Source organism: Caballeronia sp. SEWSISQ10-4 2, assembly GCF_030464885.1.
Taxonomy (GTDB): domain Bacteria; phylum Pseudomonadota; class Gammaproteobacteria; order Burkholderiales; family Burkholderiaceae; genus Caballeronia.
This window is the reverse complement of the sequence record NZ_JALPRJ010000060.1, coordinates 15,664-33,873: the sequence shown is the minus strand read 5'-3', so window position 1 is coordinate 33,873 and position 18,210 is coordinate 15,664. Positions and strand designations below refer to the sequence as shown.

Below are 18,210 nucleotides of genomic sequence, written 5' to 3'. Positions count from 1 at the left end.
TCAGTACTTCATGATGACAAGACGCGTCTGCGTGAATTCGAGCATGCCGTGCTTGCCGTCATCGCCGCCGAGGCCGGAGCGTTTCCAGCCTGCGTGAAAGCCCTGGTACGGATCGGCGGGCGTGCGGTTCACATACAGCTCACCGGCTTCGATCTCGTTGGCCACGCGCATTGCAGTGCGATAGTTCTCGGTGTAAAGCACCGACGACAAGCCGTATTGATGATCGTTCGCCATGGCGAGGGCGTCGTCGAGCGTGTCGTACGAGATCACAGGCAGCACCGGTCCGAAGATCTCCTCACGCACGATTTCCATGTCGTGGCGGCAATTGAGCAGCAGCGTTGGCGGATAGAAATAACCGGGACCGTCGGGCAAGGTGCCGCCGGTGGCGATCGTCGCACCTTCGGCGACCGCGCGTTCGACCATTGCGTGAATGTTGCGTTGAGCCGAGCGGCTGACAAGCGGACCCATCTTCGATGCGTCTTGCGCGCGATCGCCGAAACTCACCGCATGCATCTTCGTGCGCAGCAGTTCGACGAAGCGATCGTGCACGCTGGCGTGGACGTAGACGCGTTCCATCGCGGTACACAATTGCCCGCAATGTGTCGTCTTCGATGCCACGATCGCACTCGCTGCCGCTTCAAGATCGGCATCGGGTTCGATGATCGCGGGCGCCTTGCCACCGAGTTCCAGCGAAGGTTTGGCGATATTCGCCTTGCAATAATCCAGCACGATGCGCCCCGCGCCCACGCTGCCGGTCAGTGTGATCATTCCCACTGCGGGATGCGTGCAGACGGCGCCTGCGGTCGCGTGATCCATTGTGAGGACGTTGAGAATGCCTGCGGGCAAGCCAGCTTGTTGCGCTGCTTCGGCGATTTCGAAGGCGGACGCCGGCGTGTTGTTGCTCGGCCGCACGACCACCGCATTGCCCGTGATCAATGCAGGAGCAACCTTGCGCAGCAGCGTGTAGACGGGGTAGTTGAACGGAATCAGACAAGCCACGACACCAATCGGCTCACGATGCAGCACGAGGTTTTCGTTCGGGGTATCGCTGGGGATCAGTTCGCCTTCAATCCGGCGCGCCCATTCCGCGTGAAAGCGCGTGATGTCGGCGGCGTAGCGAGCTTCGTTCTCCGAATCGGCTGCGCTCTTGCCGGACTCCAGCGCGAGCGCCGCGCCAATCTGCGGCGCGCGTTCAACGATCGCATCGGCGAAACGGCGCAGATGTTCTCCCCGTTCAATAGCCGTCAGCGCACGCCACTTCTTCTGTGCTCGCGACGCGGCTTCGACTGCGCTCAGCGCGTCGTCCTGCGAGGCGAGCGTGACACGCGCGATGATTGCCGACGTGGCGGGATTATCGACTTCGGCGAAAGAATCGGATTGCGGCTCGACAAAACGGCCATCGATGAAATTACGGTAGGTGCGCATCGTGATTGCCAGGGAAGGTGAAGCGTCGCGGCCGTCCGCGACGTGAATGGCGGTAGTTTTATCGGCGCGACAGTTGGCCACAAGCGATTAAATCTCGACCCGTGCATGCGAAAAACGCACTGAGCGGCCGAGGTATTCGTTCAGCGCGACGGCCCGTGGCGAGCTACCATGCGAGAACGCAACGTTTGTTCACTGATCCGCATTGATCCGGTCTGACATTTCATTGAGGAGACTCGCATGTCACAGCACTTCGACGCTATCGTGATCGGCACAGGACAAGGCGGCGGCCCGCTAGGCGTCAAGCTCGCCGAGAGCGGCAAGCGAACGGCCGTGATCGAGCGGCATCTGTTCGGCGGCACGTGCGTGAACGTTGGCTGCACGCCGACCAAGACCTACGTGGCGAGCGCCCGTGCCGCGCACGTCGCGCGTCATGCGGGCGAGTACGGCGTGATCGTAGAAGGCGAGGTGCGGGTGGACCTGGCGCGGGTCAAGGCGCGCAAGGACGTGGTGATTGCGGGGTCCCGCAACGGCGTGGAGGAGTGGTTGCGCAGCACGCCGGGCGTGACGGTGCTCAACGGTCACGCCCGGTTCACGGGCGCGCATTCCATCAGCGTGCAAGGCCATGACGGCCAGCAACACGAGTTGGACGCGGACGCGATCTTCATCAACACCGGAACACGCGCGACCGTGCCGGAGATCGACGGGCTGGCGAGCATTTCACATCTTACGAATTCCACCATCCTCGAATTGACCGAATTGCCGGAGCATCTGGCGATTGTCGGCGGGAGTTATATCGCGCTGGAATTCGCACAGATGTTCCGGCGTTTCGGCAGTCGCGTGAGCGTGCTTGTCAGAGGCGATCGCGTGTTGGTGCGTGAGGACAAGGACTTCGCCGAACAGATTCAGATGGTCCTGTCGCGGGAGGGGGTGGAGTTTTTGTTCAACACGGAGACGTCGAAGGTTGAACCGGCGGGCAAGGGCGTTCGGATCGTGTTGAAAGATCGGAAGAGCATCGATGCCTCGCATTTGCTGTTCGCGACCGGACGCACGCCGAATACGGATGACCTCGGGCTGGACCACGCGGGCATCGTGTTGAACAAGCACGGCTTGATCGATGTAGATGGCCAGCTTCGCACGAAAGCCGACGGTATCTGGGCGCTCGGCGACGTCAACGGCCGCGGCGCGTTCACGCATACGTCGTACAACGACTATGAAATCATCGCCTCGAATGTCGTCGATGGCGAAACGCGCAGCGTGGATTCACGCATCATGTGCTACGCAGTTTTTGTCGATCCGCCGTTCGCGCGCGTGGGGTTGAGCGAAACCGACGTGCGCCGCGACGGACGGCCCGCACTGATCGCCACCATGCCGATGTCTCGTGTTGGCCGGGCGCGAGAACGCGGCGAGACCGATGGTTTCATGAAGGTGCTGGTCGATGCCGGAACGAAGAAGATTCTCGGTGCGGCGATGCTTGGTATAGAAGCCGATGAAGCCATCCACACGTTCATCGACATCATGAATGCCGACGCGCCGTACACCACGCTGCAACGCGCGATGCATATTCATCCGACCGTCAGCGAGTTGATTCCCACGCTGCTGGGAATGCTGAAGCCGTTAAAATGATTTGGCTCCAGCGTTGCATGATGCGTTGAGCGATGAGTGGACTCTGAAACGAACGCTCATGAGCGGCTCTTTCGGCGGATTTCGATGCAACGCCGTCTGCGATCGCGCTCAGTTGACGCATGCATGTAGAGCCCCTGTCCATCCGATAACCATCATGCCGCGGGCGTGGCTTCCTTCTCCTTGGCCGCCTCCTCGTTCGCGGCGGTATCGCGTGTTTCCGGCATGGCGAGCCATACCAGCGCCACGGCGAGCGCACCTGCTGCGGCGAGTCCAAAGAAGCTGGTGTTCACGCCGAACTTGTCCGCCACGAAGCCGGCGATAGCCGTACTCAGCGTCGCTCCAACGCCCGCTGCCAGCCCAAAGAATCCTATACACAAGTTGTACCGGCCCTTGCCGCCGGCCACGTCGGCGGCGATCAGCGGCAGCATCACGCCGAATACAGCGGCGCTGATACCGTCGAGCATCTGCACCGGCACCAGCAGATAAGGGCTGCTTGCGCTGCTCGCGGCCGCGAACAACAGCGCGCGCAACGGCAGCGCTGCGAATCCAAGGATCAGCACCGGGCGCCGTCCCCAGGTTTGCGCTTGCCGTCCGACCCACGGCGACAATCCCGCCACGATGAACTGCGGCACGATGATGCACGCCGCGATCACGAGTTGAACGTTGTCGCCCATGTGCGCGGTGACTTCACCAGCGGCGAGGTTGAGCATCGCCGCGTTCGACAAGTGGAACAGCACGACGCACGCCGCGAAGGTCAGCAACCGCGGATCGCGCACCAGATCGCGCAGGCTCTCGGGCCGATCGGCTCCGGCCGCGCTTACCGCTTCAGCGATCTTCTCGCCCGCTTTCGCCGCGGCCTTTTTCATGCGCGGCACGACGGGCGCCATCTCGTGATGAATCATGTTCAGCGCGACGAGCGCGGGCAGCGCGAGTGCCGCGGTCAGGAAAAACACCGAACGCAGCGACAGGTACTCCCCAAACACGCCCATCAACGCCGCCGTGAGCGCACTGCCTATCGACGCCCAGCGCGCATTGCGCCCGAGCCGGTTGCCAAGATCGGCGCGCGAGACGAGCGCGAGCGAGATCGCGGCCATCGCGGGAACGAGCATGCAACTGGCGAACCCGTGCAGCACTTCGGCCGCGAACACGGCGACAAACGTCGGGCTCGCGCCGAGCAACAACGCCGCCACAATGATCGCGATGATCGCGGCGGCGGCAGCGCCTTTCTTGTTACGCAGCGCATCGACGAGCGCGCCTGCCGGCAACTGGCTCGCCATCGCGCTGATCGTGCCGACGCTCAGCATCAGCCCGATCTCGCCCTGCGTCCATTTGTTCGCGGCGAGATAGGAGGCGATGAACGGCCCAAAGCCGGTCTGCACATTCGCGACGAAGAAGTTCAGCCAATCGAGCGCGCGCAGACTTCGTGCAATTACCATATTTCAGCTCGTCCTCATTGTTTCGAGGGGCGCGCAACGGCCGCCGCAGTGGCTTTCGCACCGGACGCGGGACCGGAGGCCGCAGCAGAAGCGGGCGCTGCAGCTGCAGCCGGAGCGGGTTCTGGCGTCGGCTCGGGTTCCGGTGGCGGGACGACGGGCGAAACGATCTTGATCGGTTGATCCGGCGAGTACGTCGGAGCGGCTTTGATCTGTGCGTCGGTGAAATCCAGTTGCAATTGCAGTACCTTGTTGCGCGACATCACATGCAGGTCCGGCCAGTTCGCCGCGACTTGCCGCTTGTCGCCGGCGAGGGAATCGGAGAGATCGATCACGAGCGCCTGGGGCTGCCCTTGCGAATCGACCAGCACGTCGACTACGCGGCCCATCCGCGCGCCGCTTTTCTGCGACACATTGGAGTCGATAAGTTGAGCGAGACTCGGCGCAATGTCGTTGACGGAACCCGGTCTGGCCGATGCGTCCTGAGCTTTCGCTTTCGCCACGCCCGACGCGCCGTTGCTGCCCGGCGTCGGCACGGCGAACGTAATAGGCGCTTTCTTCGCGGCCGGATTGAAGCGGAACACGGTCCACGGGAACGTCACCTTGCGGTCGCCGACACCCAGGAACCCCGCCAGGTTGACGATCATGATCTTCGGTTTGCCGGCCGTATCGGCGTACATGTCCACTGCGCGGCCGATCACCTTGCCATCCGGGCGCTGGATTTCGCTGTCGAGCAAACCGCGGATTTGCTCGTGCTGCATGATGCGCGTGGTGAGCAGCGGCGGCGGAGGCGGCGGCGCCTTCTCTTCAACGGGCGGAGGCGGAGGCGGCGGCGGTTTTTTCGGCACGATCACACGTCGTTTCGGCGCGGGGTGCGGTCTGGGTTCGGACGGAGGCTGCGCGGCAACCGGCGCCGATGCCGGCACTTCTTCCGGCTCCAGGACTTCCGGCTCGCTTGGCGGCTGCGGCGTCGACAAATCGGTGATGGGCGCGGGCGCTTGCACCGGGAACAGGCTGCATCCCGACATGAGCGCCAGGACAAGGAGGATCGCGAGCGTTCCGGCTACTGTTCGCCAGCGCCAGTCATACGCTCGAAGCGGGAAACCGCCACTCATCACAAGAGCTCCATGTTGCGGGATTGCCTTCAGGAAATTCGCGCGCCGTCGCCGGGGTTATCGACGGTGCTGGGGTTAGGGGACGATATAGGTCGATACAGTTCGGGCGAGCAGCGGCGTTCGTGTCGCCCGGTTTCGATCAAACGCCCGGCGGACGCGACTTCGCCTCGGCCGCTTGAGCCAGCCGCGCGGCGGTATCGGGGGCGCCCATTTTCGCGGCGGCGTCGCGTGCGGTAAAACCGTTCGCGTCCTTCGCGTCGGGATTCGCGCCCTTCGAAATCAGGAACTCGACCATCTCCACGCGATTGAACATGGCCGCGATCATCAACGCCGTGCGTCCATCGGGCGACGCGCCTTCCACGTCCGCACCGTACTCAAGCAAGACTTCGATAACCGGCTCGTACCCCTTGAACGCCGCGCCCGCGATCGGCGTCTGGCCGTTGTTGTTGCGCAGGTCCGGATCGGCCTTGTGTTCGAGCAGCACGCGCGCCGCGTCGGCATGGCCGTGGTAACTCGCGAGCATCACGAGCGTGTCGCCCTTGTCGTTGCGAAGGTTCGGCGGCAAGCCTTTATGCAGCAGCGTGTCGAGCATGGCAGCGTCGCCGCGGCGAGCTACGTCGAAGACTTCGCTCGCGAAATCGATGAGATCGTCGCTCAAAGGTTCCTGGTTTTGACCGGGAATGCCTGCGGGTGAGTCGGGTTGCATGGGAGGCTCCATTAGGATTGCATGGACTGGTGCGGCACTGCAGCCGTTCGATGCCGGGGCTTGGGCGCGCGCCGGGTTGGGCAATGTCCGGTTGGTACTGCGTGCAGCTTTCGATGTCAGCAGGTCGTTTCGGTTGTTTCGTTGTATGTATATGGCAAGCGGTCCGCGGGTTCTGCTTTTGCGCGTTTCTGCGGCTTCCGCGGTTTCTATCAGTGCGTCAGGATACACAGGTTTGGCGGCACGCCGCACCGTCACAGCAGGAATCGCGCCTTGTCCGGGCGACTGGGTTGCCTACGGGCTCGCCCTAAGCTGACAGCGTGTTCCGGGCGTTATTCTAAAGGGTGCATCTTCATGACCATCCATTCTTCGATGGCGCCGGCCGTGAAGGACCAGCCTGATCCGCTTTTTATCCGTCGCGGCGGCAGTGGTTTTCCTGCAGTCCGGCAGTTTTGCGCCTCTTTCGCGGCGCCGTGGTTTCATGGTTCGGGTTTAGCTCACGTTCGGCCGCCCGTCGCTTGACCTATGTCTATCGCGCACTTACGCTCGCCAGCACTTCATCTGGAGAAACGCCGTGAGCCCCAACCCCGACACCGCCCGCCGCGTGGCGCCCGCCGCCGAACGTAATCGCGGACCCATTCTCGACGTGCTCGCGCGAGTCCTGCCCAAGGCCGGCGTGGTCCTCGAAATCGCCAGCGGCACGGGGCAGCATGCCGTCCACTTCGCCGCCGCATTGCCGGGCGTCACCTGGCAACCCAGCGATCCCGACGCCGCTTCGCGAGCCTCCATCGACGCCTGGCGTCAGCACGCTTCACTCGCGAACCTCCACGCGCCGATCGCTCTGGATGTCCGGACAACACCGTGGTCCGTGCCGACTTCCCTTGCGGCAATCGTATGTATCAATATGATCCATATCGCGCCGTGGGCGGCAGCTGAGGCACTGTTCCACGGCGCGGGCGAGCGTCTGGCAAGCGACGGTGTGCTCTTCCTGTACGGACCTTACAAGCGCGACGGGGCGCATACCGCCCCGAGTAACGAAGCCTTCGACGCACAGCTTCGCGCCACCGATCCCGCCTGGGGTGTCCGGAATATGGAGGACGTCGTGGAACTCGGGCGCGCATCGGGCTTGTCGATGCACGAAGCCGTGCCCATGCCCGCCAACAATTTCTGCCTGATCTTCAGACGCGCACCGTGATGCACCCTGATGCACGCGGGTCTGACGCAGGCAGAGTCGATCGGTGATGCACCTGGATGGTCCGCACTGGCGCAATGAAGATCGTCAAAATTGCGTCTGGCGGGGCGAAATCGCCGCAGAAAGCCGCAGCAAAAAGCCGCAGCAAAAAGCCGAAAAAAAACCGCTCGACCACCTGTGCGAGCCCGTCCAGCCCCGTTCCGACATCCGCAATCACCCTCCCGTTGAGCATCACTCGGCCTCTGGCGTGTAGACTGCGTTAGGCCGATGGTTGCAACGTCTCCTCAAAGCATTTTTTAGTCCGTTTTTAGTCTGTTTCCACCTGATACCCTCACGCGGAGGCATCGTACATGCATGTAGCACTGCAGCAGGACGTCGCTCCGAGCGAACTGCCGTCCGAACAGTCTCAACCGGCCGCGCGCGATCTGCGTCGCGTCGATATTCACCCCGATCATTGGTATCCGGTCGCTTGGTCGCCGGAAGTAAAACGCGGCAAAGCGCACGGTGTACGTTTTGCCGGTGACCCCGTCGTGCTGGTACGCACGGAAAGCGGCAAGGTGTTCGCGCTGGAAGATCGCTGCGCGCATCGACAGGTACCGCTGCACGCGGGTGTGGTCGACGGTGAATCCATCCGCTGTTGTTATCACGGCTGGACCTACGACTGCACTGGCCGCTGTATCGACGTCCCGTATCTCGGCCGTGAACGCCTGCCGAACGGCGTGCGTTCGTATCCGTGCCGTGAAGAATCCGGCCTGATCTTTATTTTCCCCGGTGACCCGCTGCTCGCCGAGACCACGCCGTTTCCCGCGCTCGGTTCCGTCAACGATAAAGCCTATAAAACCCGCCGTTTCGGCCGCGAAGTGAAGTGCCACTACACCTTCATGCACGAGAACCTGATGGACATGAACCATCAGTTCTTGCATCGCAAGCAGATGGGGCAGATGAAGGCACGCTCGGTCGGGCGCAGCCGCGGCGACGACTGGGTGGAGGTGAACTACACGTTCGCGCGCGAGGAGGGCAAACAGCCGATCGGCGAGGCGCTGGTGTTCAGCCAGAAGCGCAGTAACGACCCGAATGACGGCCACAAGGACGTGATGACGATCCGCACGGAGTATCCGTACCAGACGCTCCGGATCCGCACCAAGGACGAGACCATGGTGATGGACCTGTGGATCGCGTACGTGCCGCTCGACGCCGAGCAGCGCACCAACCGCACGTTTGGTTTGCTGTCCATCCGCCGGCCGAAAATTCCAGGCATCCTCGACGCTGCGTGGCCGTTGCTGGTGTGGTTCACCGAGCGTATCTTCAAGGAAGACCGGTGGATCGTGGAGCGCGAGCAGGAAGCGCACGACCGGCAGGGCGCGGATCATAACCACGAGGTGTTTCCGGTCATCAACGAGCTGCGTTCGCTGCTGATCCAGTGCGGCGCGCCGGTTCGCGAACCCGCGACGGAGCGTCGCGTGCATATGATCCAGCCGATTGCCGACTGACATGGGCACACGGCAAAACGCCGCAGTAACAACGTCGTAGTCCAGACGTTGCAGTAACGATGTATTAACCAGAAGAGGTCGACAATCATGGAACCCAACTCGACAGAGAAGCCAGTCACGCCCGCGGTAGACGAGCTCCCTGATCAGGATCACTTCAATGCCGCCATCAGCCACGTCGATCATTCTTACGCGTCGGGTGCGATGGCCGCAGGCGCGGCGAAAGGCATTCTCTACAGCGTGATCGAGACGCTGGGCACGCTTATCGGCGATCCGGATTTGCCGGAGCACGCGCGCTCCGGCTATCAGGCGTTAAGAGTGAGCGCGCAGGAACTGCGCTCGAAGATCGATTAAGCGTTTCGACGCGTATCTCGATCCATTCACTTAAACCATTGACCCGAGCCATTGAGCAAGCCCCGGCGACGCATTTTTACGTGCCAAATCGCGGCGGCTCGGGCAATAATGTCAGGTCAACCACGGAGCCCATCATGAGCAAGAGCCAGGACGCGAAGAAAACCGAGAAGAAGGTCGCTGTCAAATCACCGAAAGAGAAGAAAGATGCGAAGAAACTGAAGAAGGAGGCGTCCAAGCGGCAGTAACGGAAGTGGCGGAAATGCGGGAAGAGGGTGAGCTTCAACGCCCGGTGGTTTGATCTGGGCTGTTCTGTACCCAGCTCTCTCCGGATTTCAGCTTCCAGCAGCACGTTTTGGTAGTTCACGGCCCGCTCTAAAGCGGGCCGTTTGCATGGTGAAGACCACGCTCGTAAGGAGGGGTCGTGGTCAGTCTTTTAAGGCCGCAATCAGCGCATGAAAGACGCCGATAAAATCGATAATCCGGCTGATAAGTTTTTGACTTTTCCGCCATTGCATGACTCCCGGCGGCAAACCCCGGTCGCACTGCGAGCGCAAGCCCGCTAAGACTTCCGGCAGTCAGACCCCGCCCACCCATCGTTCTTCCGATGCCTTCAAATGCGACCGCATCGCGGCCTGCGCAGCGATCGGATCCCGTGCTTCCAGCGTTCTCAAGATCCGTTCGTGCTCGGATAGCGCGACGCCCCATGTCGTGATGTTTTCCGCAAGTCCGCTCACCTTGGCCGCGATCGGGTCGTTACGGCCATCGAATAACTCGCCTACCAGCCGTGTCAGCACCGAATTTCCGGCGATTTCGGCCAGCGTCATATGAAACTGTCGGTCCGGCTCCAGTGGCGAGCGTCCCGCCGCGATCAGCTCGCGCATCGACTCCACGCTCCTTTGCAGCCTGGCCATTCCCTCCGGCGTCAGCCGCGTGCAAGCCAGCAGGATTACCGAGCCCTCAATAGCCGCACGCGCCTGCATCAGCTCGGTCGGGCTCTCGCCCATGGAGGTCAGCGGCGGTTCCTCGGTGCTGCCTTCGCAGACATACACGCCCGAGCCCATCCGGATCTCGACCTGTCCGCGAATTTCGAGCGCGATCAACGCCTCTCGCAACGATGGCCGCGACACGCCCAATTGCTGCGCAAGCTCACGTTCGGGCGGCAGGCGCATGCCGGCCTGGAAGCTGCCGTGGCGGATCAGCGTATTGATCTGATCGGCGATGGTTTGATACAGACGCCGCGTTTCAACCGGTTTTACAGATGTCGTCATGAGTGTCTGGCAGAGTGCTGGGCGAGAGTCGGAGTGTAAGGTGGCTTGACCAATTAATTTCAGGATCGCTTGTCCACTATGCCAATGGATATAAGGGTAAATACCGCGATTCCAGAGTGGGCCTAACGCCATTATCATTCGCAACAGGTAAGGCCACATGGCCAAATATAAAATTGGCTTGACCACTTTGGTGCCTGAACGATGGTCGGCACCGCCCCAGAATCAGAGACCCCGCCGAGGAGACAACGCCGGTGCAAATGCTCATACGAGTCGACAAGGCCAAGCGATGAACGTGGCGGCCGAACAGGGCGCACCGCATATCGCGCCACATGCTGCGCGCCCGCAATCCATGCCGGACGAGCCCTTGCTGCGCCTGAACAGCGTTGGCAAGCGCTTCCCGGGCGTGATCGCGCTGCAGAACGTCAGCTTCGACGTCCGGGCGGGCGAAGTGCATGCCATTTGCGGTGAAAACGGCGCGGGCAAGTCCACGCTCATGAAAATCGTCAGCGGCCAATACCGGCCGGACGAAGGCGAGATTTTCCTCGATGGACGCGAACAGCATTTCGCGTCCACGCTCGAGGCGCAGGCCGCGGGTATTGCGATCATTCATCAGGAACTGAACCTGATTCCGCACTTGTCCATCGCTGAAAACATCTTTCTGGCGCGGGAGCCGAAGCGCGGATTTTTCATCGACCGGGCGCGTCTCGCTGCTGATTCCCAGATGGCGCTCGACCGCATCGGACTGGCACTGAAGCCGCGCACGCTGGTTGGATCGTTGTCGGTCGCGCAGCAGCAAATGATCGAGATCGCCAAGGCGCTGTCGCTCAACGCGCGGCTGCTGATCATGGATGAGCCCACGTCGTCGCTGACTGAATCGGAGACGGTGCATCTGTTTCGGATCATCAAGGAACTCAGGACGGCGGGTGTCGGCATTGTCTATATCTCGCACCGGCTGGATGAGCTGGCGGAGATCGCCGATCGCGTAACCGTGCTGCGCGATGGCCGCACAATTTCCACCGATGACTTCGCCGCTACCACCATCGAGCAAGTGGTCGCGCATATGGTCGGCCGCGATCTCGACGATGTCTTTCCCGAACGCAAATCGGAACCGACGAATGAAGTGCTGCTGAGCGTGAGCGGCCTCACGCGGCGCGAGGTGTTCGGACCTGTGAGCTTCGAATTGCGTCGCGGAGAGATCCTTGGCTTTGCGGGATTGATGGGCGCGGGGCGCACCGAGGTCGCGCGCGCAGTGTTCGGCGCCGATCCGGTGGATGCGGGCGAAGTCAAGCTGCAAGGTGAGCGGCTCTCGATCCATTCGCCCATCGACGCGATTCGCAACGGCATCGCGTATCTCTCCGAGGACCGCAAGGGCAACGGTCTCGCGCTGCAGATGACGGTCGCGAAGAACATCACGCTGGCGAACGTGGCAGCGGTCTCGGGCGCGGGTGGCTTTATCCGCTTCGAGGAAGAAGCGAAGGTCGCTCGCCGTTATGTCGATGCGCTTGGCATTCGCACGCCGAGCGTGAACCAGATCACGCGCAATCTCTCGGGCGGCAACCAGCAGAAAGTCGTGATCAGTAAATGGCTGTTCCGCGAATCGAAGATCCTGTTCTTCGACGAACCCACGCGCGGTATCGATGTCGGCGCGAAATACGCCATCTATGAACTGATGGACCGGCTCGCGGCTCAGGGCATCGGCGTTGTATTGATCAGTTCCGAGTTGCCCGAAATCATGGGTATGACCGATCGCGTGGCCGTGTTTCACGAAGGCCAGATAGCGGGCGTGCTCGAGACCCGTAAAACCAATCAGGAAGAAATCATGCACTACGCATCAGGACGGATCGCCCATGCTTGAGATGACCACCGACACGGCCCACGCCGACCGCACGCGCGCCCGCGAACGCCGCAAGGACCTGATCCAGAAATTTGCGGCGCTGGGAAGCCTCGTGATGCTCGTGGTCGTGTTCTCGGCCACGAGCAACGCGTTCATGTCGCTTGGCAACGGCATGACGGTGGCGTTGCAGGTGACGTCCATCGCGTATCTCGGGCTCGGCGCGACGTGCGTGATCATTACCGGCGGTATCGATCTGTCGGTTGGATCGGTGCTCGCGCTTTCCGGCGTTGTCGCCGCGTTGCTCGTGAAAGCCGGCGTGCCTGTGCCTGTCGGCATGCTTGGTGGCGTGATCATGGGCGCGATTTGCGGCGCGTTCAACGGCTTGTTCGTCACGCGCATGGGGTTGCCGCCGTTCATCGCGACGCTGGGCATGATGCTCGTTGCGCGCGGCGTGGCGCTGCAGATCACCGGCGCGCGGCCGGTCTCGGGTCTCGGCGATTCCTTCGCCGAACTCGGCAACGGCGCGCTGTTTCGCATCGTCCGCATGGGCTCGGACGGGTTCCCGGACATCGTGTTTCCCGGCATTCCGTATCCCGTGATCATCATGGTCGTGCTGGCGGTGCTGGTAGCCATCATGCTCAGCCGTACCTCGCTTGGGCGGCACATTTATGCGGTCGGATCGAATGCGGAAGCCGCACGGCTGTCCGGCGTGAACGTGAATCGCGTGAAGCTGTTCACGTATGTGCTGTCCGGCGCGCTCGCCGGGTTGACCGGGTGCGTGCTGATGTCGCGGCTCGTGACGGCGCAGCCGAACGAAGGCGTGATGTACGAACTCGATGCCATCGCAAGCGCGGTGATTGGCGGAACGTCGCTGATGGGGGGTGTCGGTACGATCTCGGGCACGGCGATTGGTGCGTTCGTGATCGGGATTCTGCGCAACGGCCTGAACATGAACGGGGTATCGAGTTTCATCCAGCAGATCATCATCGGCCTGGTTATCTTGGGTACGGTGTGGATTGACCAGATCCGGAACCGGAGATGAGTTTCATCGAACGCACCTGAAGCGTTCGCGACGTAGAAGAGTGGAGTGGCCCACGGGGTCTTACAAAATCAACAGGAGCGAGACATGAAACTGACTACCAAGGCGATGTTCACCGCGGTGCTTGCCTTCGCAGCGAGCAGCGCGTTTGCGGCCGGCGGCGAAATTGCCGTGATTGTGAAGAGTGCGGATTCGAACTACTGGCAGAACGTGAACAAGGGCGCGACCGCGGCCCTGGCTGAAGTGAAGGGTTACACGATGACCTTCCAGGGCCCGGCCGCCGAATCCGACATAGCCGCCGAAGTGAACATGGTCGAGAACGCGGTGAACCGGAAGGTCGCCGGAATTGTGCTGGCGGCATCGGACCCGGACGCGCTTGTGCCGGCCGTGAAGAAAGCGTGGGAAGCGCATATTCCGGTTGTGATCATCGACTCCGCCTTGTCCGATTCGGGCAAGCAGTTTTATCAGGCTTTCCTGTCCACCGACAACGAGAAGGCCGGCGAGATGTGCGCCCAGGCCTTGATCTCGAGAGTGGGACAGACGGGCAAGATTGCGTTGATGTCGTATGTGGCGGGCGCGGGGTCCGAAGTGGGGCGTGTGGGCGGGTTCCGCAAGTACCTGACAGCGCATTCCAAGCTGCAGGTGGTCGGGCCGTTTTATTCGCAGTCGCAGATGGCCAATGCGCTTAACCAGACAACCGACGTGCTTGCCGCCAATCCCGATTTGAAGGGTATTTTCGGGGCAAATGAGCCGACAGCAGTTGGGATGGGCCGTGCGCTGGCGCAGTCGGGCAAGGCGGGCAAGGTCATTGCGATTGGATTCGACGGCAACCAGGATTTGCAGAACTTCGTGAAGGACGGCACGATCCAGGCAATAGCAGTGCAAGGCTCGTACCAGATGGGCTACAAGGGCATTCAGACCGTGGTGGGTGTGATTGAGAAGAAGCCGCCGCCAAAGTTTGTCGACACCGGTGTCGTTATGGTCGACAAGGGGAATATCGATCAGCCGGTAGCCAAGAACGTGTTGTATTGATCGCTGGCTCCTCTTGGGGCTAAGCGGGTTACGCGCAGTGCGAAGGGATTTCAGGCTGATCCTTTTGCACTGCGTTTTTGTTTTTGTGGTTTCGTACTACGGGGTAGTAACTCGCGCGATCATGCGCATGTCACACAACGATTTAAAAGCGCCGCATCAGATGGAGCGGCGCCCTTCTAATCAAGCGTCGCTACTTCCGCTAAAGCGATGCTCTCCGCACCGCTGTCGTATTCCGTCCGCTATTACATTCACCGGTAGAACAATCTGTTCTTTCCGTGTGGCTATCCGCCGCATATCGACTCGCATACCATGCCGTACCGATTACGATCCTACGCCTGATATGCCAACACCTTTGTACCGATGGTTATTAGCTGCCACCGCGGCCACCGCATTATTCGCAAGCGCGGCTCAAGCTCAGGTCGATACGGCCAAAAGCACGGTTACCGCGACGTCGAAACAAATGAACGTGCCAGTCGAAGGCAAGTTCAAGAAGTTCACCGCGCAACTCGACTTCGATCCGGCTAAACCCACCGCAGGCAGCGCGAATCTCAGTATCGATGCGGGAAGCTACGATCTCGGCGATGAAAGCTACAACAAGCAAGCCACGGACAAGGACTGGTTCGATACGGCGCATTTCCCGACGGCTACCTTTGTTTCAACGGCCATCGCGCCCGCCGGCGGGACCAAGTTCAACGTCAGCGGCAAGCTGACCATCAAGGGCAAGTCGCAGAACGTCACCGTGCCGGTTACCGTCACGAGCCAGGGCGCGACACAAACCTTCGACGGTTCATTGCCCATCAAACGCACGCAGTTCGATGTCGGCTCGGGTGAGTGGAAAGACACTTCGGTCGTCGCCGATGAAGTCGTCATCAAGTTTCACCTCGTCGCTACCAAGAAATAAACGGTCTTCGATCCTCAAATTTATCCAGGAAAACACATGAAAAAGAATCTTCTGATTGCAGCAGCAGGTGCGCTGGTCGCGGTGGCATCGTTTAGCGTCATGGCTGAAGAAGCTACGTATCAGCTCGACCCCAGCCACACGTCCCCGAGTTTCGAAGCCGACCACTTTGGCGGCCTCTCGGTCTGGCGCGGCAAGTTCACCAAGGGCAGCGGTACGGTGACGCTCGATCGCGCGGCGAAGAGCGGCACGCTGGACGCGACCATCGATATGACGACGGTCGATATCGGCAATGAGAAACTGAATGGCGAACTGAAGAGCGCACAATTCTTCGATACCGAGAAATTCCCGACCGCGACTTACAAGGGTACGTCGATGAAGTTCAAGGGCGACGTGCCGGTGGAAGTGATCGGCGAGCTGACGTTCCATGGCGTGACGAAGCCGGTGAACCTGAAGATCGACTCGTTCAAATGCATCATGCATCCGATGCTGAAGAAAGAAGTGTGCGGCACGGAATCGACGGCAACGTTCGATCGCGGCGACTTCGGCGTGGATTACGGCAAGGCCTACGGCTTCAAGATGAAGACCACGCTGCACATTCAAGCCGAAGGCGTGAAGCAGTAAGTCCACTGAAAACGCCGGCATGCAGGTTGTGATGCCGCGTGTTCAGTCGAAGAAAGCCGTTCCAACTCACGTTGGAACGGCTTTTTGGTTTTATGCTTGCTCCAAATACGCGCTCCGCTTCTTGTAATCGAACGAGACCACAACTCGCCGCGACGTACATATCATTGCGATACCAGCGATACCAGCGATACCAGCGATACCAGCGATACCAGCGATACCAGCGATACCAGCGATTCANCGATTCATGCCGTCAAGTCATGAATGAATTGCCCTTCGGGTTATCGTCAAACACCTTCCCGCCTCGCACAATCCTTTCCAACGCAGCGCTTGCTGTCTAACTCTTTGGGGAGAAATCATGTTTGCAGTTACCGGAATCACAGGGCAGGTCGGGGGCGTCGTAGCGCGTTTGCTGCTGGCGGCGGGTCACGATGTCCGCGCGGTCGTGCGCGACGCAGCGAAGGGCGAAACGTGGGCGAAGCAAGGCTGCGAAGTTGCACTCGCCGACGTCAACGACGAACACGCTTTGCGGCACGCATTCGAAGGCGCGGAAGGCGTGTTTGTTTTGCTGCCGCCGACTTTCGATCCATCGCCGGGATTTCCTGAAGCGCACAAAACGATCGCCGCATTGCGCGCTGCGCTCGCGGCGGCCAGACCATCCAAGGTGGTGGTGCTGTCGACCATCGGCGCACAAGCCACGCAGCCGAATCTATTGAATCAATTGCAGATACTCGAACAGGAACTGGGCACGCTGCCCATGCCCGTGGCGTTCCTGCGCGCCGCATGGTTCATCGAAAACGCTGCTTGGGATGTGATGCCCGCGCGCGATTCCGGCATCGTGCCGAGCTTCTTGCAGCCGCTCGATAAACCCGTGCCGATGGTCGCCACCGCCGATATCGGCCGCGTCGCAGTGGAGCTGTTGCGCGAATCGTGGACGGGACGCCGGATCGTCGAACTGGAAGGGCCGCAGCGTATTTCGCCCGACATGATCGCGGAGAGCTTTGCGCGATTGCTCGGTCGCGACGTCAGCATGACAGTAGTGCCGCGTGACACGTGGGAAGACCTCTTCCGCTCGCAAGGGATGAAAAACCCGACACCGCGCATGCAGATGATCGATGGTTTCAACGAGGAGTGGATCTGCTTCGAAAGCACCGAGAACGAGGTGCGCAAAGGCCGTGTTCCGCTCGATACCGTGTTGCAATCGCTGATCGAAAAGGCGTCTTAGGAATCTGCGATTAGTACTCGCCCACGCTTCGGCTGGAGAGCGTTCAATCGTTATTTCAAGGGGTATCGCTAATGATTCGCACGGAAGAAAATACACGCGTGAAAGGCCGTCTCGGTGGCAAGAAAGTGATCGTGCTTGGAGGTTCATCCGGTATCGGCTATGCGGTGGCGGAGTATGCGCTGGAGGAAGGCGCGCAGGTCATGATCGGATCGAGCCACACGGGACGTGTCGAGGCCGCGGTCGCGGCGCTCGGCTCGAATGCCCAAGGCCGCACGCTCGATCTCACCGATGAACACGCTATCGAAGCATTTTTCAGCGAGACCGGAAGCTTCGATCATCTGGTGTTCACCGCCGGGGATTCGCTGCGGCTTGGCGAGATCGCCGCGACGGATTTATCGCTGGCAAGACGCGCCTTCGATATCCGCTACTGGGGCGCGCTCGCCGCGGTCAAATACGGCGCGCCGCATATTGCGCCCGGCGGGTCGATCGTGCTGACGACGGGTGTCGCGGCGTTGCGTCCACATAGCGGCTGGGCGTTCGGCGCGAGCGTGTGCGGTGCGATGGAAGCGCTCACGCGCGCGCTCGCCGTCGAGCTGGCGCCGCTGAGGGTGAATGCGGTATCGCCGGGAATGATCGCGACTAACCTGTGGCAGGACATGTCAGAGGAGGACCGGCAGACGATGTACGAACAGGTCGGCAAGCGTCTGCCCGTTGGACGCGTAGGCGACGCGCGCGATGTTGCGGCGGCGTACTTGTTCCTGATGGAAAGCGCGTTCGCGACAGGGCAGACGCATGTGGTGGACGGCGGCGCGGTGCTGGTTTAATAGAGGAGTTGGCGCGGCATGGTGCGGCTAAAACCCTCGATGCCGTCGTGTGCCGGGACGTCGTGCACCTCGCGCCATCAAACACCAACTTACCATGAAGAAAACAGTGACCCGGGCGAATGCCACCCGGGTCACTT

General features: G+C 61.1%; 18 protein-coding genes. 12 read left to right on the top strand and 6 right to left on the bottom strand.

All coding sequences use genetic code 11. The features are described 5' to 3' along the window. The gene (aldA, locus tag M0D69_RS31465) at window positions 1-1,425 is read right to left on the bottom strand and encodes an aldehyde dehydrogenase (protein WP_301785748.1); all 1,425 of its coding nucleotides are present in this window, start codon (window positions 1,423-1,425) and stop codon (window positions 1-3) included. Window positions 1,426-1,662: 237 nt separating this feature from the next. On the opposite strand from aldA, the gene M0D69_RS31460 reads away from it, so the two are divergent. Next, window positions 1,663-3,048 (top strand): FAD-containing oxidoreductase, encoded by a 1,386-nt coding sequence (locus M0D69_RS31460; RefSeq protein WP_301785747.1) that lies wholly within the window; start codon window positions 1,663-1,665, stop codon window positions 3,046-3,048. 152 nt (window positions 3,049-3,200) lie between these two features. Here the strand turns inward: M0D69_RS31460 and M0D69_RS31455 are convergent, their stop codons facing one another. The 3 genes from M0D69_RS31455 to M0D69_RS31445 form a co-directional block, all read right to left on the bottom strand. Further along, the gene (locus tag M0D69_RS31455; RefSeq protein WP_301785746.1) at window positions 3,201-4,484 is read right to left on the bottom strand and encodes an MFS transporter; all 1,284 of its coding nucleotides are present in this window, start codon (window positions 4,482-4,484) and stop codon (window positions 3,201-3,203) included. 14 nt (window positions 4,485-4,498) lie between these two features. Next, window positions 4,499-5,596 (bottom strand): PRC-barrel domain-containing protein, encoded by a 1,098-nt coding sequence (locus tag M0D69_RS31450; RefSeq protein ID WP_301785745.1) that lies wholly within the window; start codon window positions 5,594-5,596, stop codon window positions 4,499-4,501. 139 nt (window positions 5,597-5,735) lie between these two features. Continuing rightward, window positions 5,736-6,302, bottom strand: a complete 567-nt coding sequence (locus M0D69_RS31445; RefSeq protein ID WP_301785744.1) for an ankyrin repeat domain-containing protein — start codon at window positions 6,300-6,302, stop codon at window positions 5,736-5,738. A 571-nt stretch (window positions 6,303-6,873) separates the two neighbouring features. Here M0D69_RS31445 and M0D69_RS31440 point away from each other — a divergent pair. From M0D69_RS31440 to M0D69_RS31425, 4 genes are all read left to right on the top strand, one after another. Beyond that, window positions 6,874-7,494, top strand: a complete 621-nt coding sequence (locus M0D69_RS31440) for a DUF938 domain-containing protein (RefSeq protein WP_301785743.1) — start codon at window positions 6,874-6,876, stop codon at window positions 7,492-7,494. Between the two features lie 43 nt (window positions 7,495-7,537). Further along, window positions 7,538-7,744 carry a hypothetical protein gene (locus tag M0D69_RS31435; protein WP_301785742.1) on the top strand — a complete coding sequence of 69 codons (207 nt, stop codon included), beginning with the start codon at window positions 7,538-7,540 and terminating at the stop codon, window positions 7,742-7,744. Window positions 7,745-7,841: 97 nt separating this feature from the next. Beyond that, complete coding sequence (locus M0D69_RS31430) at window positions 7,842-8,981, top strand: aromatic ring-hydroxylating dioxygenase subunit alpha (protein ID WP_301785741.1); 1,140 nt, start codon at window positions 7,842-7,844, stop codon at window positions 8,979-8,981. 87 nt (window positions 8,982-9,068) lie between these two features. Beyond that, window positions 9,069-9,332 carry a hypothetical protein gene (locus M0D69_RS31425; RefSeq protein ID WP_301785740.1) on the top strand — a complete coding sequence of 88 codons (264 nt, stop codon included), beginning with the start codon at window positions 9,069-9,071 and terminating at the stop codon, window positions 9,330-9,332. A gap of 76 nt (window positions 9,333-9,408) precedes the next feature. Here M0D69_RS31425 and M0D69_RS31420 read toward each other — a convergent pair whose 3' ends face one another. Together M0D69_RS31420 and M0D69_RS31415 are read right to left on the bottom strand one after the other, a co-directional pair. Then, the gene (locus M0D69_RS31420; RefSeq protein WP_301785739.1) at window positions 9,409-9,696 is read right to left on the bottom strand and encodes a hypothetical protein; all 288 of its coding nucleotides are present in this window, start codon (window positions 9,694-9,696) and stop codon (window positions 9,409-9,411) included. Window positions 9,697-9,907: 211 nt separating this feature from the next. Continuing rightward, window positions 9,908-10,600, bottom strand: a complete 693-nt coding sequence (locus M0D69_RS31415; RefSeq protein ID WP_301785738.1) for a FadR/GntR family transcriptional regulator — start codon at window positions 10,598-10,600, stop codon at window positions 9,908-9,910. A 349-nt stretch (window positions 10,601-10,949) separates the two neighbouring features. Here M0D69_RS31415 and M0D69_RS31410 point away from each other — a divergent pair, with 349 nt between their 5' ends. The 7 genes from M0D69_RS31410 to M0D69_RS31380 all read left to right on the top strand — a co-directional run bounded on the left by M0D69_RS31410 (window position 10,950) and on the right by M0D69_RS31380 (window position 18,073). Further along, window positions 10,950-12,455 carry a sugar ABC transporter ATP-binding protein gene (locus M0D69_RS31410; RefSeq protein ID WP_301785768.1) on the top strand — a complete coding sequence of 502 codons (1,506 nt, stop codon included), beginning with the start codon at window positions 10,950-10,952 and terminating at the stop codon, window positions 12,453-12,455. Next, the gene (locus tag M0D69_RS31405) at window positions 12,448-13,476 is read left to right on the top strand and encodes an ABC transporter permease (protein ID WP_301785737.1); all 1,029 of its coding nucleotides are present in this window, start codon (window positions 12,448-12,450) and stop codon (window positions 13,474-13,476) included. Before M0D69_RS31410 ends, M0D69_RS31405 begins: the two co-directional genes overlap by 8 nt. 105 nt (window positions 13,477-13,581) lie before the next feature. Further along, window positions 13,582-14,505: an ABC transporter substrate-binding protein gene (locus tag M0D69_RS31400; RefSeq protein ID WP_301785767.1), complete on the top strand. Its 924-nt coding sequence runs from the start codon at window positions 13,582-13,584 to the stop codon at window positions 14,503-14,505. Between the two features lie 340 nt (window positions 14,506-14,845). After that, window positions 14,846-15,406 (top strand): YceI family protein, encoded by a 561-nt coding sequence (locus M0D69_RS31395; protein WP_301785736.1) that lies wholly within the window; start codon window positions 14,846-14,848, stop codon window positions 15,404-15,406. 36 nt (window positions 15,407-15,442) lie between these two features. After that, entirely contained in the window at window positions 15,443-16,027 is a 585-nt protein-coding gene (locus tag M0D69_RS31390; protein WP_301781610.1) for a YceI family protein, read from the top strand. Window positions 16,028-16,382: 355 nt separating this feature from the next. After that, complete coding sequence (locus tag M0D69_RS31385; RefSeq protein WP_301785735.1) at window positions 16,383-17,249, top strand: NmrA family NAD(P)-binding protein; 867 nt, start codon at window positions 16,383-16,385, stop codon at window positions 17,247-17,249. A gap of 71 nt (window positions 17,250-17,320) precedes the next feature. Further along, window positions 17,321-18,073 carry an SDR family oxidoreductase gene (locus tag M0D69_RS31380; RefSeq protein WP_301785734.1) on the top strand — a complete coding sequence of 251 codons (753 nt, stop codon included), beginning with the start codon at window positions 17,321-17,323 and terminating at the stop codon, window positions 18,071-18,073. The last annotated feature ends 137 nt before the right edge of the window (window positions 18,074-18,210 follow it).

What these genes read in the sequence shown, in the direction of transcription:
- M0D69_RS31405 (WP_301785737.1), top strand. Translation starts at nt 12,448, where the DNA reads ATGCTTGAGATGACCACCGACACGGCCCACGCCGACCGCACGCGCGCC.
- M0D69_RS31430 (WP_301785741.1), top strand. Translation starts at nt 7,842, where the DNA reads ATGCATGTAGCACTGCAGCAGGACGTCGCTCCGAGCGAACTGCCGTCC.
- M0D69_RS31415 (WP_301785738.1), bottom strand. Translation starts at nt 10,600, where the DNA reads ATGACGACATCTGTAAAACCGGTTGAAACGCGGCGTCTGTATCAAACC.
- M0D69_RS31455 (WP_301785746.1), bottom strand. Translation starts at nt 4,484, where the DNA reads ATGGTAATTGCACGAAGTCTGCGCGCGCTCGATTGGCTGAACTTCTTC.
- M0D69_RS31390 (WP_301781610.1), top strand. Translation starts at nt 15,443, where the DNA reads ATGAAAAAGAATCTTCTGATTGCAGCAGCAGGTGCGCTGGTCGCGGTG.
- aldA (WP_301785748.1), bottom strand. Translation starts at nt 1,425, where the DNA reads ATGCGCACCTACCGTAATTTCATCGATGGCCGTTTTGTCGAGCCGCAA.
- M0D69_RS31385 (WP_301785735.1), top strand. Translation starts at nt 16,383, where the DNA reads ATGTTTGCAGTTACCGGAATCACAGGGCAGGTCGGGGGCGTCGTAGCG.
- M0D69_RS31400 (WP_301785767.1), top strand. Translation starts at nt 13,582, where the DNA reads ATGTTCACCGCGGTGCTTGCCTTCGCAGCGAGCAGCGCGTTTGCGGCC.
- M0D69_RS31450 (WP_301785745.1), bottom strand. Translation starts at nt 5,596, where the DNA reads ATGAGTGGCGGTTTCCCGCTTCGAGCGTATGACTGGCGCTGGCGAACA.
- M0D69_RS31425 (WP_301785740.1), top strand. Translation starts at nt 9,069, where the DNA reads ATGGAACCCAACTCGACAGAGAAGCCAGTCACGCCCGCGGTAGACGAG.
- M0D69_RS31410 (WP_301785768.1), top strand. Translation starts at nt 10,950, where the DNA reads ATGCCGGACGAGCCCTTGCTGCGCCTGAACAGCGTTGGCAAGCGCTTC.
- M0D69_RS31445 (WP_301785744.1), bottom strand. Translation starts at nt 6,302, where the DNA reads ATGCAACCCGACTCACCCGCAGGCATTCCCGGTCAAAACCAGGAACCT.
- M0D69_RS31395 (WP_301785736.1), top strand. Translation starts at nt 14,846, where the DNA reads ATGCCAACACCTTTGTACCGATGGTTATTAGCTGCCACCGCGGCCACC.
- M0D69_RS31380 (WP_301785734.1), top strand. Translation starts at nt 17,321, where the DNA reads ATGATTCGCACGGAAGAAAATACACGCGTGAAAGGCCGTCTCGGTGGC.
- M0D69_RS31460 (WP_301785747.1), top strand. Translation starts at nt 1,663, where the DNA reads ATGTCACAGCACTTCGACGCTATCGTGATCGGCACAGGACAAGGCGGC.